Origin of the sequence: Prosthecobacter sp. SYSU 5D2, from assembly GCF_039655865.1 — a bacterium.
Classification (GTDB): domain Bacteria; phylum Verrucomicrobiota; class Verrucomicrobiia; order Verrucomicrobiales; family Verrucomicrobiaceae; genus Prosthecobacter.
The window spans coordinates 1-16,838 of sequence record NZ_JBBYXL010000009.1 but is presented as its reverse complement, the minus strand read 5'-3'; the positions used below and the strand labels follow the sequence as shown (position 1 = coordinate 16,838).

General features: G+C 59.7%; 16 protein-coding genes and 1 pseudogene. 6 read left to right on the top strand and 11 right to left on the bottom strand.

Annotation, left to right across the window (positions count from 1 at the left end; genetic code table 11):
- Window positions 1–26: 26 nt before the first annotated feature.
- Complete coding sequence (locus WJU23_RS16055) at window positions 27–674, top strand: ATP-binding cassette domain-containing protein (RefSeq protein ID WP_346333618.1); 648 nt, start codon at window positions 27–29, stop codon at window positions 672–674.
- A complete protein-coding gene (locus WJU23_RS16050; RefSeq protein ID WP_346333617.1) occupies window positions 671–1,849 on the top strand; it encodes an ABC transporter permease in 1,179 nt (392 codons plus the stop codon). The genes WJU23_RS16055 and WJU23_RS16050 overlap by 4 nt, the downstream gene beginning before the upstream one ends.
- 44 nt (window positions 1,850–1,893) lie before the next feature.
- Here the strand turns inward: WJU23_RS16050 and WJU23_RS16045 are convergent, their stop codons facing one another.
- The 3 genes and pseudogenes from WJU23_RS16045 to WJU23_RS16035 form a co-directional block, all read right to left on the bottom strand.
- The gene (locus WJU23_RS16045) at window positions 1,894–2,595 is read right to left on the bottom strand and encodes a hypothetical protein (protein ID WP_346333616.1); all 702 of its coding nucleotides are present in this window, start codon (window positions 2,593–2,595) and stop codon (window positions 1,894–1,896) included.
- Between the two features lie 139 nt (window positions 2,596–2,734).
- A complete protein-coding gene (locus WJU23_RS16040; RefSeq protein ID WP_346333615.1) occupies window positions 2,735–4,237 on the bottom strand; it encodes a hypothetical protein in 1,503 nt (500 codons plus the stop codon).
- Between the two features lie 227 nt (window positions 4,238–4,464).
- Window positions 4,465–4,578 (bottom strand): annotated as a pseudogene (locus tag WJU23_RS16035) (transposase); the annotation flags it as partial.
- Window positions 4,579–4,698: 120 nt separating this feature from the next.
- On the opposite strand from WJU23_RS16035, the gene WJU23_RS16030 reads away from it, so the two are divergent.
- On the top strand, window positions 4,699–5,640 hold the full coding sequence (locus WJU23_RS16030) for a metalloregulator ArsR/SmtB family transcription factor (RefSeq protein ID WP_346333614.1): 942 nt from the start codon (window positions 4,699–4,701) through the stop codon (window positions 5,638–5,640).
- Window positions 5,641–5,696: 56 nt separating this feature from the next.
- Window positions 5,697–6,218 (top strand): TlpA disulfide reductase family protein, encoded by a 522-nt coding sequence (locus tag WJU23_RS16025; RefSeq protein WP_346333613.1) that lies wholly within the window; start codon window positions 5,697–5,699, stop codon window positions 6,216–6,218.
- Between the two features lie 43 nt (window positions 6,219–6,261).
- On the opposite strand, the gene WJU23_RS16020 is transcribed toward WJU23_RS16025, so the two are convergent.
- Together WJU23_RS16020 and WJU23_RS16015 are read right to left on the bottom strand one after the other, a co-directional pair.
- Window positions 6,262–6,585, bottom strand: coding sequence for a hypothetical protein (locus tag WJU23_RS16020; RefSeq protein WP_346333612.1), 324 nt, complete (start codon window positions 6,583–6,585; stop codon window positions 6,262–6,264).
- An 80-nt stretch (window positions 6,586–6,665) separates the two neighbouring features.
- Window positions 6,666–6,974 carry a hypothetical protein gene (locus WJU23_RS16015; protein ID WP_346333611.1) on the bottom strand — a complete coding sequence of 103 codons (309 nt, stop codon included), beginning with the start codon at window positions 6,972–6,974 and terminating at the stop codon, window positions 6,666–6,668.
- A 105-nt stretch (window positions 6,975–7,079) separates the two neighbouring features.
- On the opposite strand from WJU23_RS16015, the gene WJU23_RS16010 reads away from it, so the two are divergent.
- A complete protein-coding gene (locus tag WJU23_RS16010; protein ID WP_346333610.1) occupies window positions 7,080–8,909 on the top strand; it encodes an alpha-amylase family glycosyl hydrolase in 1,830 nt (609 codons plus the stop codon).
- A gap of 94 nt (window positions 8,910–9,003) precedes the next feature.
- Window positions 9,004–9,996, top strand: coding sequence for a TIGR03885 family FMN-dependent LLM class oxidoreductase (locus WJU23_RS16005; RefSeq protein ID WP_346333609.1), 993 nt, complete (start codon window positions 9,004–9,006; stop codon window positions 9,994–9,996).
- A gap of 3 nt (window positions 9,997–9,999) precedes the next feature.
- Here the strand turns inward: WJU23_RS16005 and mdoH are convergent, their stop codons facing one another.
- From mdoH to WJU23_RS15975, 6 genes are all read right to left on the bottom strand, one after another.
- Window positions 10,000–12,147: a glucans biosynthesis glucosyltransferase MdoH gene (mdoH, locus tag WJU23_RS16000; protein ID WP_346333608.1), complete on the bottom strand. Its 2,148-nt coding sequence runs from the start codon at window positions 12,145–12,147 to the stop codon at window positions 10,000–10,002.
- A complete protein-coding gene (locus WJU23_RS15995) occupies window positions 12,144–12,722 on the bottom strand; it encodes a hypothetical protein (RefSeq protein WP_346333607.1) in 579 nt (192 codons plus the stop codon). The genes mdoH and WJU23_RS15995 overlap by 4 nt, the downstream gene beginning before the upstream one ends.
- Window positions 12,723–12,793: 71 nt before the next feature.
- Window positions 12,794–13,741 carry a polymer-forming cytoskeletal protein gene (locus tag WJU23_RS15990; RefSeq protein WP_346333606.1) on the bottom strand — a complete coding sequence of 316 codons (948 nt, stop codon included), beginning with the start codon at window positions 13,739–13,741 and terminating at the stop codon, window positions 12,794–12,796.
- A gap of 95 nt (window positions 13,742–13,836) precedes the next feature.
- Window positions 13,837–14,673: a carboxylating nicotinate-nucleotide diphosphorylase gene (nadC, locus tag WJU23_RS15985; RefSeq protein ID WP_346333605.1), complete on the bottom strand. Its 837-nt coding sequence runs from the start codon at window positions 14,671–14,673 to the stop codon at window positions 13,837–13,839.
- A gap of 29 nt (window positions 14,674–14,702) precedes the next feature.
- A complete protein-coding gene (locus WJU23_RS15980; protein WP_346333604.1) occupies window positions 14,703–15,497 on the bottom strand; it encodes an SDR family oxidoreductase in 795 nt (264 codons plus the stop codon).
- Window positions 15,498–15,608: 111 nt separating this feature from the next.
- Window positions 15,609–16,544: a PmoA family protein gene (locus tag WJU23_RS15975; RefSeq protein WP_346333603.1), complete on the bottom strand. Its 936-nt coding sequence runs from the start codon at window positions 16,542–16,544 to the stop codon at window positions 15,609–15,611.
- Window positions 16,545–16,838 lie beyond the last annotated feature (294 nt).

Genomic DNA, 16,838 nt, shown 5'->3' with positions numbered 1-16,838 from the left:
AGATAGGATGGGCATCGGCCAGTCCCATGCTCACCCTCCAGAACATCCGTTTCCAATATCCTGGCAGTCCCTTCTGCCTGGCGGTGAAATCGCTGGCCGTCAGGGCAGGGGAGCCGCTGGCTATTTTGGGCCCCAGCGGCGGGGGCAAGACCACCCTGCTGCGCCTCATGACCGGCCTCCTGCCGCCAGATGCCGGCCAGATCACTTGCGGAGAGACCTGCCTCACCGCCTTGCCACCGGACCAGCAGCGCCGCTTCCGCCTGCAAAACATCGGCCTCATTTTCCAGGACTTCGCCTTGCTGGACTACCTCACCGTCGCAGAAAACATCCTGCTTCCCTCCCGCTTCAGTCCCTCCCTCCCCAGCGTCACCGCCCACGCCCAGGAGCTCGCGGACCGCCTGGAGATCACGCCCCACTGGCAGCGCCTCACCAGCCGCCTTTCTCAAGGCGAGCGCCAGCGGGTCGCCATCGCCCGCGCACTGGCCCACCGGCCCCGTTTTGTGTTTGCAGATGAGCCCACCGCCTCCCTGGACACTGGCCGCCGCAGCCTGGTCATGGACCTGCTGCTGGAGTACACCCGCCAGTCCCAGGCCTGCCTCGTCATGGTCACCCATGACACCGCGCTCATGCCGTTTTTCCCTCAAACTCTGCGCGTGGAGGATCTCACGGCGTGACTTCGGCCTGCCTTCACCTCGCCTGGCGTTACGTCGCCCGTCATCGCGGCCAGACTTTCCTGCTCGCCGCCGCCCTCGGCCTCGTGCTCGCCCTGCCTCTGTCCATCCGCGTCATCGTCCGCGCCTCAGAGACCGCCATGCGCGCCCGCGCCGAGTCCACGCCACAGGTCATCGGCGGTCGCGGCAGCGCCCTGGATCTCCTCCTCTCCGCCCTTTATTTCAAGCGCCAGCCACTTCCGCCCCTCACGGTCAATACCCTCCAGGAAGTCCGCGCCGCCCGCCTTGGTACCGCCATTCCCCTCTATACCCGCTTCCACGCCCAGGAGGCCGCCATCGTCGGCACCACGCTGGACTACTTTCCCTTCCGCCAGCTCACCTTTCAGGAAGGCCGCATGTTTGGTCGCCTGGGCGATTGTGTCCTCGGAGCCAGTCTCGCTGCCAAGCGTGGCCTTCATGTTGGCGACCACATCTTCTCCTCCCAGGAGCAGGTCTTCGACCTCGCCGGCATCTACCCTTTGAAGATGCGCATCACCGGCATCCTCGCCCCTAATGGCAGCTCCGATGACGAAGCCGTCTTTGCCGATCTCAAGACCACCTGGCTCATCGAAGGCCTGTCCCATGGCCATGATGATCTGGCCAAAGATGAAGACGCCATCTTAAAAAAAGAGGATGGCAATGTCGTCGGCAATGCCAGCGTCCGCATGTTCAATGAGGTCACCGAAAAGAACCTCAGCAGCTTCCACTTTCATGGCGACCAGAGCGCCTATCCCCTCAGCGCCATCCTCATGCAACCCGCCGATGCCAAGGCCGAGGCTCTCCTCGCTGGCCGCTATTTAAAGGCCGATTCATCCGCTCAGCTCATCCGTCCGCTGGATGAGTTTCTCGCCCTCATGAGCACCCTTTTCCAGATCGAGTCCCTCGCCCTCCTCATCCTCGCCCTCCTTGCCATCGCCGCCCTCAGCGTTGCCGCCCTCGTCTTTGCCCTCACCTTCCGCCTCCGCGCCCGCGAGTTCACCACCCTGGGCGATCTCGGCATTTCCCGCCGCGCCCTCGCCCTCACCCGCCTCCTGGAGATCACTCTCGTCACCCTCCTCGCCTTCACCATCGCCGGGTTCCTCACCACCCTCGTCTGGCTCAATGCCGACACGGGTGTCCGTTTGTTGTTACGCCTTTAGTTAGGTCTCGTTTTCGTCATTCGTCATTCTGCATTCGTCATTTTTCAGCTAATCATCAACAACCTCGCCCCATCTCCCTCCGCCGTTTCCGGCGCGCGGTGGATGCACGGCGGCACCGGGCATCCCGGATACTCCACGGCGATCCTCCATACATGGCCCAGGCCAAACCCATACGGCCTCGCACCCTCTGCGGGCGCGTAGTGCAGGTCATAGCAGTTGTCGCTTAAAAATTCCTCAAACTCCGGCCCCTCCTCACCGCCGTAGAGCTTCAGAAGTTCGGCGCGCGTCTCCGGCACCTCCACATGCTTGCGGCCCTCCTCATTGCGCAGACCCTCGCTCGCCGGACCATGATACGTGCACAGATACGTGTCCGCCTCCACCGGTGCCCGGTCCGCGTGGAAGGAAAAGACATCCGTCCGCACCCCATCCGGCTCCTCATCACGCGGATATCCATGAATGATATTCAGCTCCGGTGCCAGACCCTGCTCGCGCAGCAGCCGCAGATCCTCCACCAGCCTGTCCACCGCCACCTGGCCCGCCTCGCTCACCGGCAGCGCCAGCAGCATCTCTTCATCCACCCCCACGACCCCCTCGCCCCCGCCCAGCAGCCGCACCACCTCGGAGTAATCTCCAGCGATCTCCCGCTCCCAGCACAGTGCATTCACCCCCTCCGTAAAAGGCGTCCTCACCAGCTCCTCAAAACTCTCCACCCGGCCAATGCGGGCATATTCAAAAGACACATTCATTCAGTTCAGATTTTATAAACACACCCAGCGCAGCCAACCGCTCCGCCAATTTCCTCATCCTCCCTCCAAATTCCCCAACCCGCAACCCCATCCACTCTACTCCACTTCCGAGCATTCGTCATTCGTCATTCTGCATTCGTCATTTTTCAAGCGCCCCCCGAATCCTCCCCACCAGCTCATTGTCCCTCTCTCCGGATCCGCGAAAGTAAAACGCCCCCGCCGCCAGCAGTCCATCGCGCCACGGCGGCGACAGTTGTTCATGATCCTCCAGCACTGCCGAGCTGAACTTGTAATCGTGCGAGTTCGTCCCTTTCAAAAACACCAGCCGCCGCGCTGCATCGGAGATCGCCTGTGCGCTCCCGCCTTTTTCCAGATACCCGAGCATCTTGCGCGCCGCCAGCAGCCGGTCCTCAGAGATCTCCGCAAAGATCTCTGCCACCGCCTCATCTCCCGTTGCCTCCGGCGTCACCGGCTCCAGCGCATCAATGCGCGTCCCCTCATCTGGACGGTCACCGCGAAACAGTGGCAGGAAGGCCGCATTCTGCAACAGCAGCAGGCGTCGCGTTTCATCATCCTGCACGCGGTTCCACGCATAGTGGATCGCATTCGTGAAGGTTACGGCATGAAGGGAAACGATCCCTGGTGCCCGCATCATCAGCTCACCTGCTCCTTCAAAATAGGCATCAAACAGGGACTGCGGTGCTATGCCATCGTTCAGCAGTTTCATCGTCAGTTCGCTGCTCTCCTGCGCACTCGCCGTCCGCAGTCCTTGCAGCATCTCCTTCGTCGCTCCGGCCTCCATTTTGCCCGCCAGCCAGCCTTCACGGATCGCCTTTACAGCTTCCACATTCTGCCGGAAGGGCCGGTCTGCTGCCAGGTCCGCCTTTGCCGGATTTTCCTTCGCCCCGCTCCGGTCCAGCAGCGCATACGCCAGCGACCTCAGCACCGCCTCGGCATGCTGCCAGCCGATCACCTCCAGTGTGCGGAAACTGTTCGCCACATAGATCGCTTTGTGGCCGATATCGCGGAAATCCCTCGCCCCATAGCGGGCGAAGATTTCAAAAAGCTCATTCGCTCCCGCCGTCCGCGTCAGCCCCACCACCGCCGCATCCGCCGCACTCTCATCCCAGTTGTCCATCGCCTTGATGAAGGCCTCCCGCGCCTGGTGACCCTTCGGCACCGCCGCCTCATCCACCCGCCCCATCAGCCAGTTGCCCTCCCGCACATTCGCCGCCTGGGAAGATTTGAACTGGTCAATGGCCCAAAAAATCGGCAGCCAGCGTTCCGAATCTGGCGATGCCAGGCTGGCCAGATGCGCCGAGTTCACTACCAGAACCGCATGAAATTTAAAACCCACCGGCCTCGGCTGCACATTGCGGACGCCTGCGAGCAGCAGCGCCGCCAACACCTCCCGGTAGCTCAGCCCCTGGCGCACCCGTATCGCCACCTCCTCAAGCACCTTTTCACGCGGCGTCTCCTCCAGCAGCCTCACCAGCGGCTCAATGTCCGGGTGAAACCTCACCAAATGCGCCGGCAGCCTCGCCTCCGCCGCCGTCACGCCCGGCAGTCCTCCCATTTGCCCCAGCGTCACCAGAGCACCCGCCCCTGTTGCGGTTTTGAGAAACGATCGCCTGCCAGTCATAAAAAAGACCTCCAAAGGTTGGGGAGCCACAATACAAAGCATACGAACTCCGCGTCCAAATGGCCAGCCAAAACGCATCTCCCGTTTAGCCTCTTTAAACACTCTGTAAAACCGCTAATGCCCAGCAATAGGCACTAATATTGAAAGCCTCTGGTTCATGAAACCTGAGGCCGTGCAAATTTGATTCTGTAAAAGTGTCGATCAGGTTCGCGATGGATCATGGGAGTTCATGTTGAGGTAAATTTACCAGTGTTCCATTCGTTGCTCTGCTCGTAGAGCAGGGCGGAGAAGAGGCGCAGCAGAGAGGCCTCGTTGGGGAAGATCGCGGCGACCCGTGGGCGGCTTGAGTTCCTTGTTGACGCGTTCGATCGCGTTGCTGGTTTGGATCCCGCCAAGCGACAAGCTACAGCCGCCAGTGACACCGCTATTGATGAATGATCATATGTTGATAGATTGGTGGCATGCCTTCAATCCTCAAATCCCTCAGCCTCATTGCCGACCCGACGCGGGTGCGGATTTTGCTGTTGCTGAAACAGGAGGAGCTGAGTGTGGCGGAACTGCAGGAGGTGCTGGCGCTGCCGCAGTCCAATATTTCGGCGCAGCTCGCCAAGCTGAAGTCGGCGGGACTGGTTACGGACCGGCGCAGCGGCAAGAACCGTCTTTATCAGCTGGACGAGCCGAGCAGCAAGGACAAGGCGGCGCATGAGCATTTCATCGCCCTGATGGAGGCGGCAGGCGGGGAGCTGAAGGAGGCGAAGAAGGATGAGTCGGCCCTGAAGGTGGTGCTAAGGAAGCGCACGCGCTCAGCCCAGGCTTACTTTGACACCCTGGCAGGAAAATTTGGCCGCCATTACATCCCTGGCCGTTCCTGGAAGGGCCTGGGAGAGACATTATTAAAACTGTTGCCGCCGCTGATTATTGCGGATCTCGGGGCAGGGGAGGGCACGCTTTCTCAACTGCTGGCGCAAAGGGCGGAGAAGGTCATCGCGGTGGATAACAGCGAGAAGATGGTGGCCTATGGGGCAGATCTGGCCAGCAAACACGGCTTCAAAAACCTGGAGTATCGCCTCGGGGATATTGAGGAGCCGCCGATTGATCCGGGCTCGGTGGACCTGGTGTTTCTAAGCCAGGCGCTGCATCATGCGCTGAATCCTGAGCGGGCCATCCGCGCTGCCCATGGCATTTTGAAACCAGGCGGACGCATCGTGATCCTGGACCTGCTGAAGCATCAGTTTGAAAAAGCGCGGGAGCTTTATGCCGATGTCTGGCTGGGATTTTCCGAGGCGGAACTGCATGAGATGCTTGGCAAGGTGGGCTTCAAGTCGGTGGAGACGAGTGTGGTGCATCGTGAAAGCCAGAGCCCGCATTTCCAAACGGTCCTGGCGATGGCGGACAGGGTATAAGATGCAGCGGCGGGAATAAAGGCCCTCATCAAGCCTCTCATGGTTTCATTCCAACCATGAAAGCCATCTACACTGCCTTCCTCCTCCTCGTCACCGCCGCCACCGTTCAGGCGGCATCGCCAGAAGACTTCACTGTCCAGTCCGCTACAGGTAAAGGTTCATTCTCCCTGAAGGAGGCCAAAGGCAAATACGTCGCCCTCCACTTTTTGCTGAAAACGGAGTGCCCCATCTGCCAGCGTTTCACCCAGGATGTGATCACCAAGGCTCCCACGCTGCCCAATGTGGTGCAGGTGTTTTTGAAGCCTGATACCGAGGCGGAGATCCAGGATTGGGCCAAGGATCTGCCGGCTGAAGAACTGGCCAAATACCCCATTTACCGCGACGAGGACGCCCGGCTGGCCAAGGCCTTTGGCATTCCTGATGATTATGCTTTCCACGGTCTGGTGGTGCATTACCCGGCCCTCATTCTGATCGGCCCGGATGGCAAGGAAGTGTTCCGTTACATCGGCAAGAGCAACAAGGACCGCTTCACCTTTGAGCAGCTGGCAGAAAAGGTTGCGGAACTGAGCAAACGCTGAGGCATGAAGCCGGCCCTAAGGGGCATGAGAGGTGATGCCGCTGCTAAGCCTCTTTGGAGGCAACGCCGAGGGAATCGATCTTTTCGGCGTTGCCAGCCCCGTTGTCGCAGCACTGGCCATCAGCCAGGCAGCGGGTGAGGGCGGCGCTGAAACCGGGGCGGTGACGTGCGGCGATGACGCACTTCAAGCGCCGCAACCAGAGGCTGGCCGCTCTGGCCTCGTCCTCCTCCAGTTCAACAGCGAGTTTGTCCACATCATAGGATTCGTTGTAAACAGGCAGGCCGCCAACCTCAACGGAATAGCGGATGATAACAGGGATGTCTGAAGCGACCGGCTCGGTGGCGGTAAAGAGGCTTACGTCAGGCATAAAAGGAGATGGTTGGGGTTTCTGGTGGCGGGCAAAACGGTTCGCAAGCCTGCCTCGATTTGGATGCCCGGTCGGCGTGATTATAATCGGTTCATCGGCAGCGCTCGGATGATCACCTCTACCTGGGAAAACCGTTTTTCGAGGATCCGCCTGTATTGGCTCCACCAGTCGGCATCCAATTCTGGAACCATCACTTCATAAACGATGATTTCATCCTTCACGTCGCCCTCAAAGTCTTTCCAAATGCCTTCCGCAGGGGATCGGCTGTAGGTGGTCAGGCCGCCGAACTTCTTCATGAGTTCGGCTTTCACCGTTTCGTGGAGCTCACAGGGAAACACCTTCTGGTCATTGCCATAGAGCGGTAGCAGCAGCTGGATGAGATGGGACATACGGAGAAAGATCGGTCCAAGATTGCCAGTCAGACGTCTTCAAAAAGCACGACCAGAAACGGTGAGATCAGCGATGTGTGGGTGTGAACCGCTAAGCTTACCGCTATGAACGCACCCGACCTGGACCCTGCTGGTTTTAAATCCTTTTCTCCGGCGGATATCGAGTTCCGCCGCGAGGTCATTTATTTTATTGTTCTGGACCGTTTTCACGACGGCAATCCTGATAACCTGGCCGGAGACAGCAAGCTGAACGACCCTACCCAGGAGGACTGGGACAAATACTGGGGCGGGGATCTGCAAGGGGTGCTGGACAAGCTGGACTACCTTCAGGAAACAGGTGTCACGGCCATCTGGCTGACGCCGCTGTTTGAGCAGGTGGAAGGCCTGGAGGATGACAAGTGCCGGGCTCCCATCCACGGTTACTGGACACGCGACTTCAAGCGCATCAATGCCCGCTGGCTGAATGATCCGGGTGAAGCGTCGTTGTTCCAATGCAAGGACACGCTTTTTGACCGGTTGCTGGCGGAACTGCACAGGAGGGGCATGAAGTTTGTCCTGGATGTGGTGTGCAATCACAGCTCTCCAGCGACGAGTGACGGCAAGGGCAAGCTCTACGATGACGGCAAGCTGGTGGCCGACCATGGCAATGACGTGGACCACTGGTATCACCATTACGGCAAGGTGACTGACTGGGAGGACGAGTGGCAGATTCAAAACCAGGATGTCGGCGGCCTGGCGACCTTTAACGAGAACAACATCCGTTTCCGTCGTTACATCAAGGAGTCCATCAAACTGTGGCTCAGCCGGGGAGTGGATGCGCTGCGGGTGGATACGGTCAAGCACATGCCGCTGTGGTTCTGGCAGGAGTTCACCACGGACATGCATACTTTCAAACCGGAGACTTTTGTCTTTGGCGAGTGGATCAACAGCCACCCGGACAATGAGCGGTCCATGGAGTATGCCAATGAGGACGGCATGAACATCCTGGACTTCGGCCTGTGCCAGGCCATCCGCGACTGCCTGGCCAAGCGCAAAGAGGAAGGCTTCCACCTGGTGCAGGAAATCCTGGACAAAGATGGCCGGTATCGAAGTGCCAGCGAGATGGTGACCTTCATCGAGAATCATGACATGCCGCGTTTTCAGACGCTGAATGCTGACCAAGAGTATTTGCATCTGGCGCTGGTGCTGCTGCTGACGGTGCGAGGCATCCCTTGTGTCTATTATGGCTGTGAGCAGTATCTGTATTCCAATCTGGGCGGCGGCGAAGACCCCTATAACCGGCCCATGATGAAGGACTGGGGGCAGACGCAAGCCCGCCATATCATTGCCACTCTCAGCCATGAAAGAAGATGCAATCCCGCCCTGCAATGGGGCGGTGTGTGGCCCAAGCTGGTGGAAAAGGACGTGTATGTGTTTTTGCGCCGCTACCGGGATTCCCGCTGCCTGGTCATACTGAACCGGGGTGGCTCCCGCGACATCACGGTCAAGGATGTGGAATTGCCAGACGGTCATTATGAGTGCTTGCTGACCGGGCGGAAAATGGAAATTGCCAATGGGATGCTGAGCCTCCGTTTGTGCGGTATGGATGCTCTGGCGATTGCCTTGCGCGGAGAGACCTGTAAAGCGCACACCATTGTCCATGTGCAGGTGCATGGCATCCCGACAAGACCCGGTGAACGGGTGGCCGTTGTCGGTGACTGCCCGGAATTAGGCGAATGGGACCTGGAGCACATGCAATACCTGGAGTGCATCAATGACCAGACATGGTTCGGCGAGGTGGTCTTCGAGGAATCCGCAGGCAAACCTATCGCCTACAAATATGTAGTGCTGAAACCCGAAACGGTGGATGCCGCCAGGCGTGAAAACCGTACCCCACGCCGCCGCAAGGTGCCTGAGGATGGGGCTGGCAAATGGCGCGACCGTTGGCAGCGGTAGTGCAGGCATATCACCCAAAGACCATTTTAACACGCTTACATCCGGACCGCCTTTTGGGGGCGAACTCTCGTCAAGAAACCTGAAGCCCCTCTCCATGCCTTCCTCAAATCTCACCAACTCTTCATCCGGCCCCAAGCTCTGTTACCATGCATCTCATGAGCAGTTCAGTCCTAGCGAGCTGATCACATGGGTGCAGCGGGCTGAAAAGGCAGGCTTTAATGGATTTTTCAGCTCCGACCATTTTCATCCCTGGAGCGAGGCGCAGGGGCAGGCCGGTTTTTCGTGGTCATGGATGGGGGCGGCTTTCCAGGCGACTTCCATCCCCGGTGCTATGATCTGCTGTCCGGGGTATCGTTATCATCCTGCGGTGGTGGCCCAGGCGGCCGCCACGCTGGCGGAGATGAATGAAGGCCGCTACTGGCTGGCCATCGGCAGCGGCGAAGCCATCAATGAACGGATGACCGGCCTGCCCTGGCCGGCGAAAGATCTCCGTAACGCACGCCTGCGGGAATGCGCGGACGTGATCCGCGCCCTGTGGAAGGGTGAAATGGTCACCCATCGCGGTCTCGTCCATGTGGAAGAAGCAAAGCTTTACACATTGCCCAAAACCACACCTCTCTTGATCGGCGCTGCCATTGGCGAAAAAACGGCTGAATGGCTCGGTGGCTGGGCGGATGGACTGCTCACCACCTCCCGGCCAAGAGATGAACTGAAGAAGATGGTGGAGGCCTTTCATCGTGGTGGAGGCGAGGGCAAGCCGCTCTTTCTCAAAAGTGGCCTGTCCTACGCGGTGACGAAGGAAAAGGCCCGCCTCCAGGCTCATCAGCAGTGGCGCAGCGTCGCCTTTGCACCCGATCTCCTGGCGGAGCTGCGCACGCCAGGTGAATTCGATGCCGCAGGCAAACATGTGCGCCCGGAGGACATGGACGAAATGATCCGGATCTCCGACAGTCTGGAAGAACACGCCGCCTGGATCCAGGATGATCTGGACGCCGGGTTCACGCAGGTCGTCCTGCATAACATTGGCACCAATCAGGACGAGTTCATTGACACCTTTGGCAGCAAGGTGCTGCCGCAGTTTCTCTGAGGACTAGGCCGCCAGCGTCTCCCTTTGGGCCAGAGTATGAGTAAAGGGGCTGGATGCGGCGAGATTGTACTGGCGGATGGCGATGGCCCAGAAAGGCGCCAGCTCCTGCTCCCGAGCGGACCATAGGCGGTAATGCAGATCCGTGACGGTCTCCGTATCGTGGATCATGGCTTTGATCTCCTGCGGATTCAGGCACTGCGGGCCTTCGTGGATCAGACGCAGGGCCAGCTGGTCCAGATACGCACGGGAGACGTGGATGTTTTTGCGCCGCCGCAGCAGGCTGACGTGCAGGCCGTTGACATATGGGTCCAGGCAGACCTGAAGCAGGCCGTGATGCTTCTCAAGCTCCGGCGGCAGGTGGATGCGGCCTTTGATCTCCTGAAGGTTTTCATTCATGATGGCCAGCACACTCGGCGGGTCCGTCTCCTCCGGCGTGGTGAAGAGTCCGAAACGGAAACCGGAGTTTCTGCCCGAGACCAGCAGCGCCACAGGAATGACCAGAAAGAGTGCAATCAGAATGGGGCTGATCCAGATGAGGAAGGTGTGCGAGACAAACCATCCGATGGTCGCCCAAACGATGGAGAGCACGCTCACCGGCCAGAAGGTGAAAAACACCTCCGCCCAGTCCACGCCATTGTCCGCCTTGCGCCGCTGGGTAACCCAGCGAACGCCTTTTCCCAGCACGGTATAGACGACAAACTGCGAGTGGAAGACCATCAGCACCGGAGCCATCAGCGTGAAGATCACCGTGTCCGCCATGCTGCTGAGGAAGGTCATGAGGCGGCGCTTCAGCGGTTTGAAAAGACGGCCTGTGATGACCTCATCCAGCAGGATGGTCACCTTGGGCAGGAAGATGAGCATGATGGTCACGCCTAACAAAAGTTGCTCTGCCAGCAGGGACTGCGGGCTGTCATGCGGCTGCCGGGTGGCGGCCAGGAAGGTAGAGAAGGCGAGGAAGAGAAACCAGAGCAGGCTGCTGGCATAGCTGAGGATGCCGTGCAGGAAGTTCAGGCGGCTCATCGGGTGCCAGCCTTTGGCAAACAGCAGCCAGAAATGCTGCATGTTCCCCTGGCACCAGCGGCGGTCACGTTTCAGCATGTCCACCAGTGTGGGCGGGCCTTCTTCATAGCTGCCCCGTGTGGTGTTCAGCAGCCGCACGGCGTAGCCGGCCTTGCGCATCAGGGCCGCTTCCACAAAGTCATGGCTCAGGATATGGCCGCCAAAGGGCTCCTTGCCAGGCAGGGCCGGCAGGGCGCAGTTTTTGATGAACGGCTCCAGGCGGATGATGGCATTGTGCCCCCAGAAATTCGCCTCGCCGCACTGCCAGTAGTCCAGCCCGGCCATGAAAGGGGGTCCATACAACGCCTGGGAAAACTGCATCACGCGGCCCAGCAGCGTCTCTGCGCCGATCTGTTTCGGAAACGTCTGCAGGATGCCGATGCCGGGGTTTTTCTCCATGATGCGCACCATGCTGGTGAGCAGTCCGCCGGACATCAGGCTGTCCGCATCCAGCACCAACATGTAGCGGTACCGCTTGCCCCAGCGGCGGCAGAAGTCGCTCACATTGCCGCTCTTGCGGTTGATCGGCTTGCGGCGCTTGCGGTAAAAGATGCGCCCAAAGGCATTGAGCTGGCGGCACAGCTCCAGCCAGGCAGTTTCTTCCTCGATCCACTGGCTCGTCTGGTTGGAATCGCTCAGGATGAAAAAGTCATAGTTCTTTGACTGGCCCGTCTGCTCCAGGGAAAGGTAGATGGCCCGCAGCCCCTCAAACACCCGCGTCACATCTTCATTGAAGACCGGCATGATGATGGCCGTGCTGGCGGTGATGTCCTCCTCCATGTCCTCCGGCTTCAGCGTGCGCCAGAGATCCAGCGGATCCGGTTGGGGACGGTTCATCAGCCAGACGCCAAAGAGCGCCGTCCAGAAGCCGACATTGAGTTGGTAATAAAGCGGCACAAACACCGCCAGCAGGCCCCATTCCGCCAGCCTCATGCCGTGCTCAGAAAGATACACAAACATCAGCCACACACCCACGATGGTGCCCAGGCCGACAAAGGAGAAAAACGTCGCCCGGCGTGTTCGGGCCAGACGTGGCGGCGGCATGCCCGCAGTCAGATTGATGTTGGCCGTGCTGGCCCCAGTGGTGCTCATCCGAGGAGAAAGTAAAGATAACCGAGCACCCCGCCGACAATGCTGACCAGGATGGAATAACGAATGATGGGGTGGCGGCCCAGGCGGTCGAAGGTGTCTTCAGCCACTTCAGAAACGATGCCCAGGTCCATGTCACGCGGCGTCATTTTGCTCACCTGCATGCCGGGGCCGGAGGTGCGCACCGCCGCCCGCATGGCCTCGGCCATGTCTTTGGGCAGGTGCTCCTTGTCCAAAAAGAAATTCGGCCAGCGCGTCGGTCCGCCGCTCAGGTGGAAGCCCAGGCGTCCAGCTGCTTCGAGCTGGGATTCATTCAAATTCATGTCGCTGTAAATCACCGCCAGCCATTCCCGCATCATCACCCGCGCCTGCTCGATGCTGTGCGCGGTGGGCGTGCGCTTGGGATCTTTGCGGTGGGCATCGGCGGCCCGCCTCAGTGTTTCCAGGATCAGCTGGGTCCGGCGGATCCGGTTGTGCAATTGGTAGGAGCGGAAGTAGTCGGCAAGACGGGCATACGCCTCGTTCCACTCTTCTTCTGTCCCCGTGTCGGGTGCGAATTGGATATTTACAGCTTCCATGAACGCTCACTAATGAGCCGCGCGCACAATGCGCAGATTTGACCAATAGGGAAGCGGTTTTGAAAGACTCTTTAGCCGTGCGGTTCAAACAAAACCGCCGCGCAGCCCTCCTTGCCGTGCAGATTGCGGCAACTCCAGTGCCAGCGGTCCGGTTTGGTCACAAAGGGCTTCAGGCCCCGGCCGTCCAGGATGCGAAACTGGCCTCGCAGTTCGCCGCCATCCAGCACATTCACCGACCGCGCGGCGATGCGTCCGTCCAGCGTGCCACCGGCCTCAATGGTCACTGTGCCATCGCAGGAAAAGTCCCCCATTGCCTGCCCGCAGACACGCATTGCCCGCGCCTGCACCGGGTATAAAAACTCCACTTCCGCTCCTGCGGCGATGTCCAGCAAATCACAGGTCACATGCCCGGCGTATAGCCCGCGCTCCGAGATGACCTGGATGGCAGGCGCGCGGTCATGCGCATCCGTATCCACCCGCTCCAGCTTGTCCAGGCATATGGGGCAGGTGGGTTTGGTATAGGCGCCGGTGGTGGCGATGGTATAAAACAGGTCGCTGCGCTCTGGCGAAAGCGTTTTCAATACCGCACACAGGGCGGTGGCATCCACGGCCTCGATCCGGTGCGCCTGCGCCGCCATCAGGGCGGAGGCACTGAAGCCCGCAGGTGCCACCAGCACACCGCGTGTCTGGCTGGCGGTGCTCACTTCTTTGGCGAAGCGGGAGACGCTTTCCGGCGTCGCCCCCCATTCATTCCATCCGGAAATTTTCACCAATGCCCGCTGCGGATACGCTGAGGCCGGCTGCTCCAGCATGCCAAAAACCAGCGCCCCGTCTGGCAGCACCCGCGATCCCGCCAGCTCACATCCCGCATGGGCGGCGATGGCCCGCACCAGCTCCGCCAGGCGCAGCCAGTCCAGACTGGCGATGAGCTCCGGTGTCCATTCTCCAGGCCCGGCGCTGCCCGCTCCACCCTTCGTGGAGAAGCCGGCGTCACTGAGCGTGATGAAGGGATCGTGCATGAGTAGGATAATCGTACGCTACGCAAGAATGCTCCGCACGGGTAGTGCTTATTTACACCACACCACTCAATACCAGACGGCACTTCGTTACCCCATCATTCAAAATCCAGCCCCAGATCCAGCGCCCGTGCCGAGTGAGTCAGCGCGCCCACGGAGATTGCATTCACCCCCGTCGCCGCAATGCCGCCGATGGTCTCCAGCGTGATGCCACCGCTGGCCTCCAGCCAAAGCCTGCCCGCATTCATCGCCACTGCCTCGCGCAGTTTCGCAGGCCCCATGTTGTCCAGCAGCAGCATCTCCACACCACGCAGAGTCAGGAAATTCGCCACCTGCTCCAGCGTATCCGCCTCCAGTTGGATGCGTGTGCCGGGCCGCTCTTCGCGCACCCGGTCAATGGCGGATTGCAATTCCTCCAATGTTCCATGGGCGGCCAAGTGGTTGTCCTTCACCATCACATGATCATAGAGCCCCATGCGATGATTGGTGCCGCCACCCGCCTTCACGGCAGCTTTTTCTAACAGACGCCAGCCTGGAGTCGTCTTGCGCGTGTCCCAGATCTGCACCGGGTGCGGCTTTACCGCCTCCACATAGCGCCTGGCCTGCGTGGCCACACCGGACAGCCGTTGCAGAAAATTCAGCGCCGTACGTTCCCCAGTTAGCAGGCCACGAGTCGGGCCGGAGATTTCCATCAGCACATCCCCTGGCTGAAAAGCGCTTCCATCTTGCAGCAGCGTCTTGACCTCCAGACGTGGCTCGATCTCCAGGAAAACCCGCTCCGCCACATCCACTCCCGCAAGCACGCCCGGCTCACGGGCCACGATTTTCGCTCTGGCGGTGGATTCCGCAGGCACAAAATAGTGTGCGGTGACATCGCCGGTGCCCACATCTTCAGCGATGGCGGCAAGGATGAGTTCGAGGGTAGTCGCGTGCATGGAAAGAGGATGCGGAGAATCAGAGGAAATCACTTCTTCGGCAGCGCCCGTGTGGCTCCCACGGAAATGCCGCCATCCACCAGCAAGGTCTGGCCGGTGACGTAGCGGCTTTCTTCAGAGGCCAGGAACAGCAGCGGCCCTTCCAGGTCGTCCATCGCCCCAGGGCGGCCCAGCGGGATGCGCTCCGTCAGGTATTCCACCCAGCCGGCGTCCTCATACATCACCCGGTTTTGAGAAGTCTTGAACCAGCCCGGTGCCAGCACATTCACCGTGACACCGTCTTTGCCCCAGTCATGGGCCAGGCTCATCGTCATCTGTTTCACCCCACCACGGCTCGCCCCATAAGGAGCCAGACCCGCATAGCCGGCCACGCAGGTCACGGAGCCAATGTTAATGATGCGCCCGTAGCCCGCCGGGATCATGAATTCCTTCGCCACCTGCTGCGCCAGGAAAAACGTGCCGCGCAGGTTCGTATCCACCACCAGGTTCCAGTCATCCCAGGTGATCTCCGTGGCCGGCTTGCGCACATTGCAGCCCGCGTTGTTCACCAGGATGTCAATCTTCTCCACCTGGTCCTTCGCCGCCGCCACCGCCGCCGTGATGCTTTCCAGGCTGCGCACATCCAGCTCCAGGCTCAGGCACTTGCGGCCCATGTCCGTCACCTGTTTTTCCATCTCTTTAAGAGAGGCCATCGTACGGCTGGAAATGATCAGGTCCGCTCCCGCCTTGGCCAGGGTCAGCGCAAACCGCTCCCCCAGTCCGCGTGAAGTTCCGGAAACAAACGCCGTGCGGCCCGTCAGGTCAAAAGCATGTGGTTGGCTCATAGTCGCAAACTGAATACGCGGGGAAGGGCAGGGAAGTCAATCGCCACTCCACCCCCCTCTTCATACTTGTCTTGTTCCAAACCTTAATCCTCCCCGGCTACACGCGCCCCATCACTCCTCCGCATATCTCTTCCACCGGTTATTCAAATCCTCCGCCGTCGTCTCCCCATCCGCGAGCACCATCCGGTAACGATGCGTCACCGTTTTGCCCGCCGGGATCTCCCAGTCCGTTTCCTGGATAGGCACATAATTCAAAAAGACCTTCCCGTTGTCCCAGGTGCGCAGCCTTTGCGGCGCATCGTGGTTCTTCGGGTGGCACAGCACCGTCACGCTCGCCTTGCCCTGGCTCGTCGGCCCGTGCATTTCAATCCAGCGCGCACGTGTCAAGTGGCTGTCCTCCCGCGTTTTGCCCTCACTGGTACGGTAATCACTGTTGACCTTGTTCCAGTCCAGCGGCGCCCGATACGCCAGACCGCCACCATAACGATAGGCCGGCAGCACCAGCGGCTGCTCCGTCACGTTCGTCTGCGCATAGTCATAATCCAGCTCATAGGCCCCATCCACCTCCTGCACAGTCACGGACAGCTCCTCCCGCAGCACCACCACAGGATCGCCACCTTTACCATCGCGATATCTTACCGCTTCCTGCTCCACCACGAGCCCCGGTTTGGCCGTGTCATTGGAAACAGAGATCACTTTGGAAAAGCGCACACGCCCGGTTTTGTCCGCCAGATTCCAAAAATCCACCGGCTTGCCTTCGTGCTCCCCCTTCACCCAAGCATGCCATAGGCCCAGATGATGATAATGGTCATCCGGGTGGATTCCCGTCACCACGCCCCCCATTGGGGTGTGCAGCGGGTGGATAAAACCGCTCCTTATATAGGCTGGGTCGGCCTCTGGTGGGGGCAGAACGTCCCCTTTGTGATACGTCAGGACAGGTGTGGGACCGTTTTTGATAACGATTTCGGTGTCGGATTCGGTCACCGTGAACTGTCCGGCCACCGCAAAACCACCCAAAGCGATAAAAGTGAGGAAAAATGTCTTCATTCGAGGCCGGATAGAACGCGAAACCGGCTCCCAGGTTGCTGAAAAACACCCTCTCCTTCGTACAGACGAACGCACTCCAGGTTAGCCAGTCTTGTATAACAAAAAGGTATTCGAAAAACACCCCCCTTTTGCGGGTCAGAAGGCTTCAAAAAGTGCAAAAAACTTCGAAAAAAGAGCAGAAAGGAGTTGCGCGGAGTCTGGGACTGGCCATACTGCCAATCCGCCACCGAAACAGGAGCGGCTGACAAAAACGAAGCGAGCAACGAAGTTGTTCACTAAGTTGGAAATCAGAAA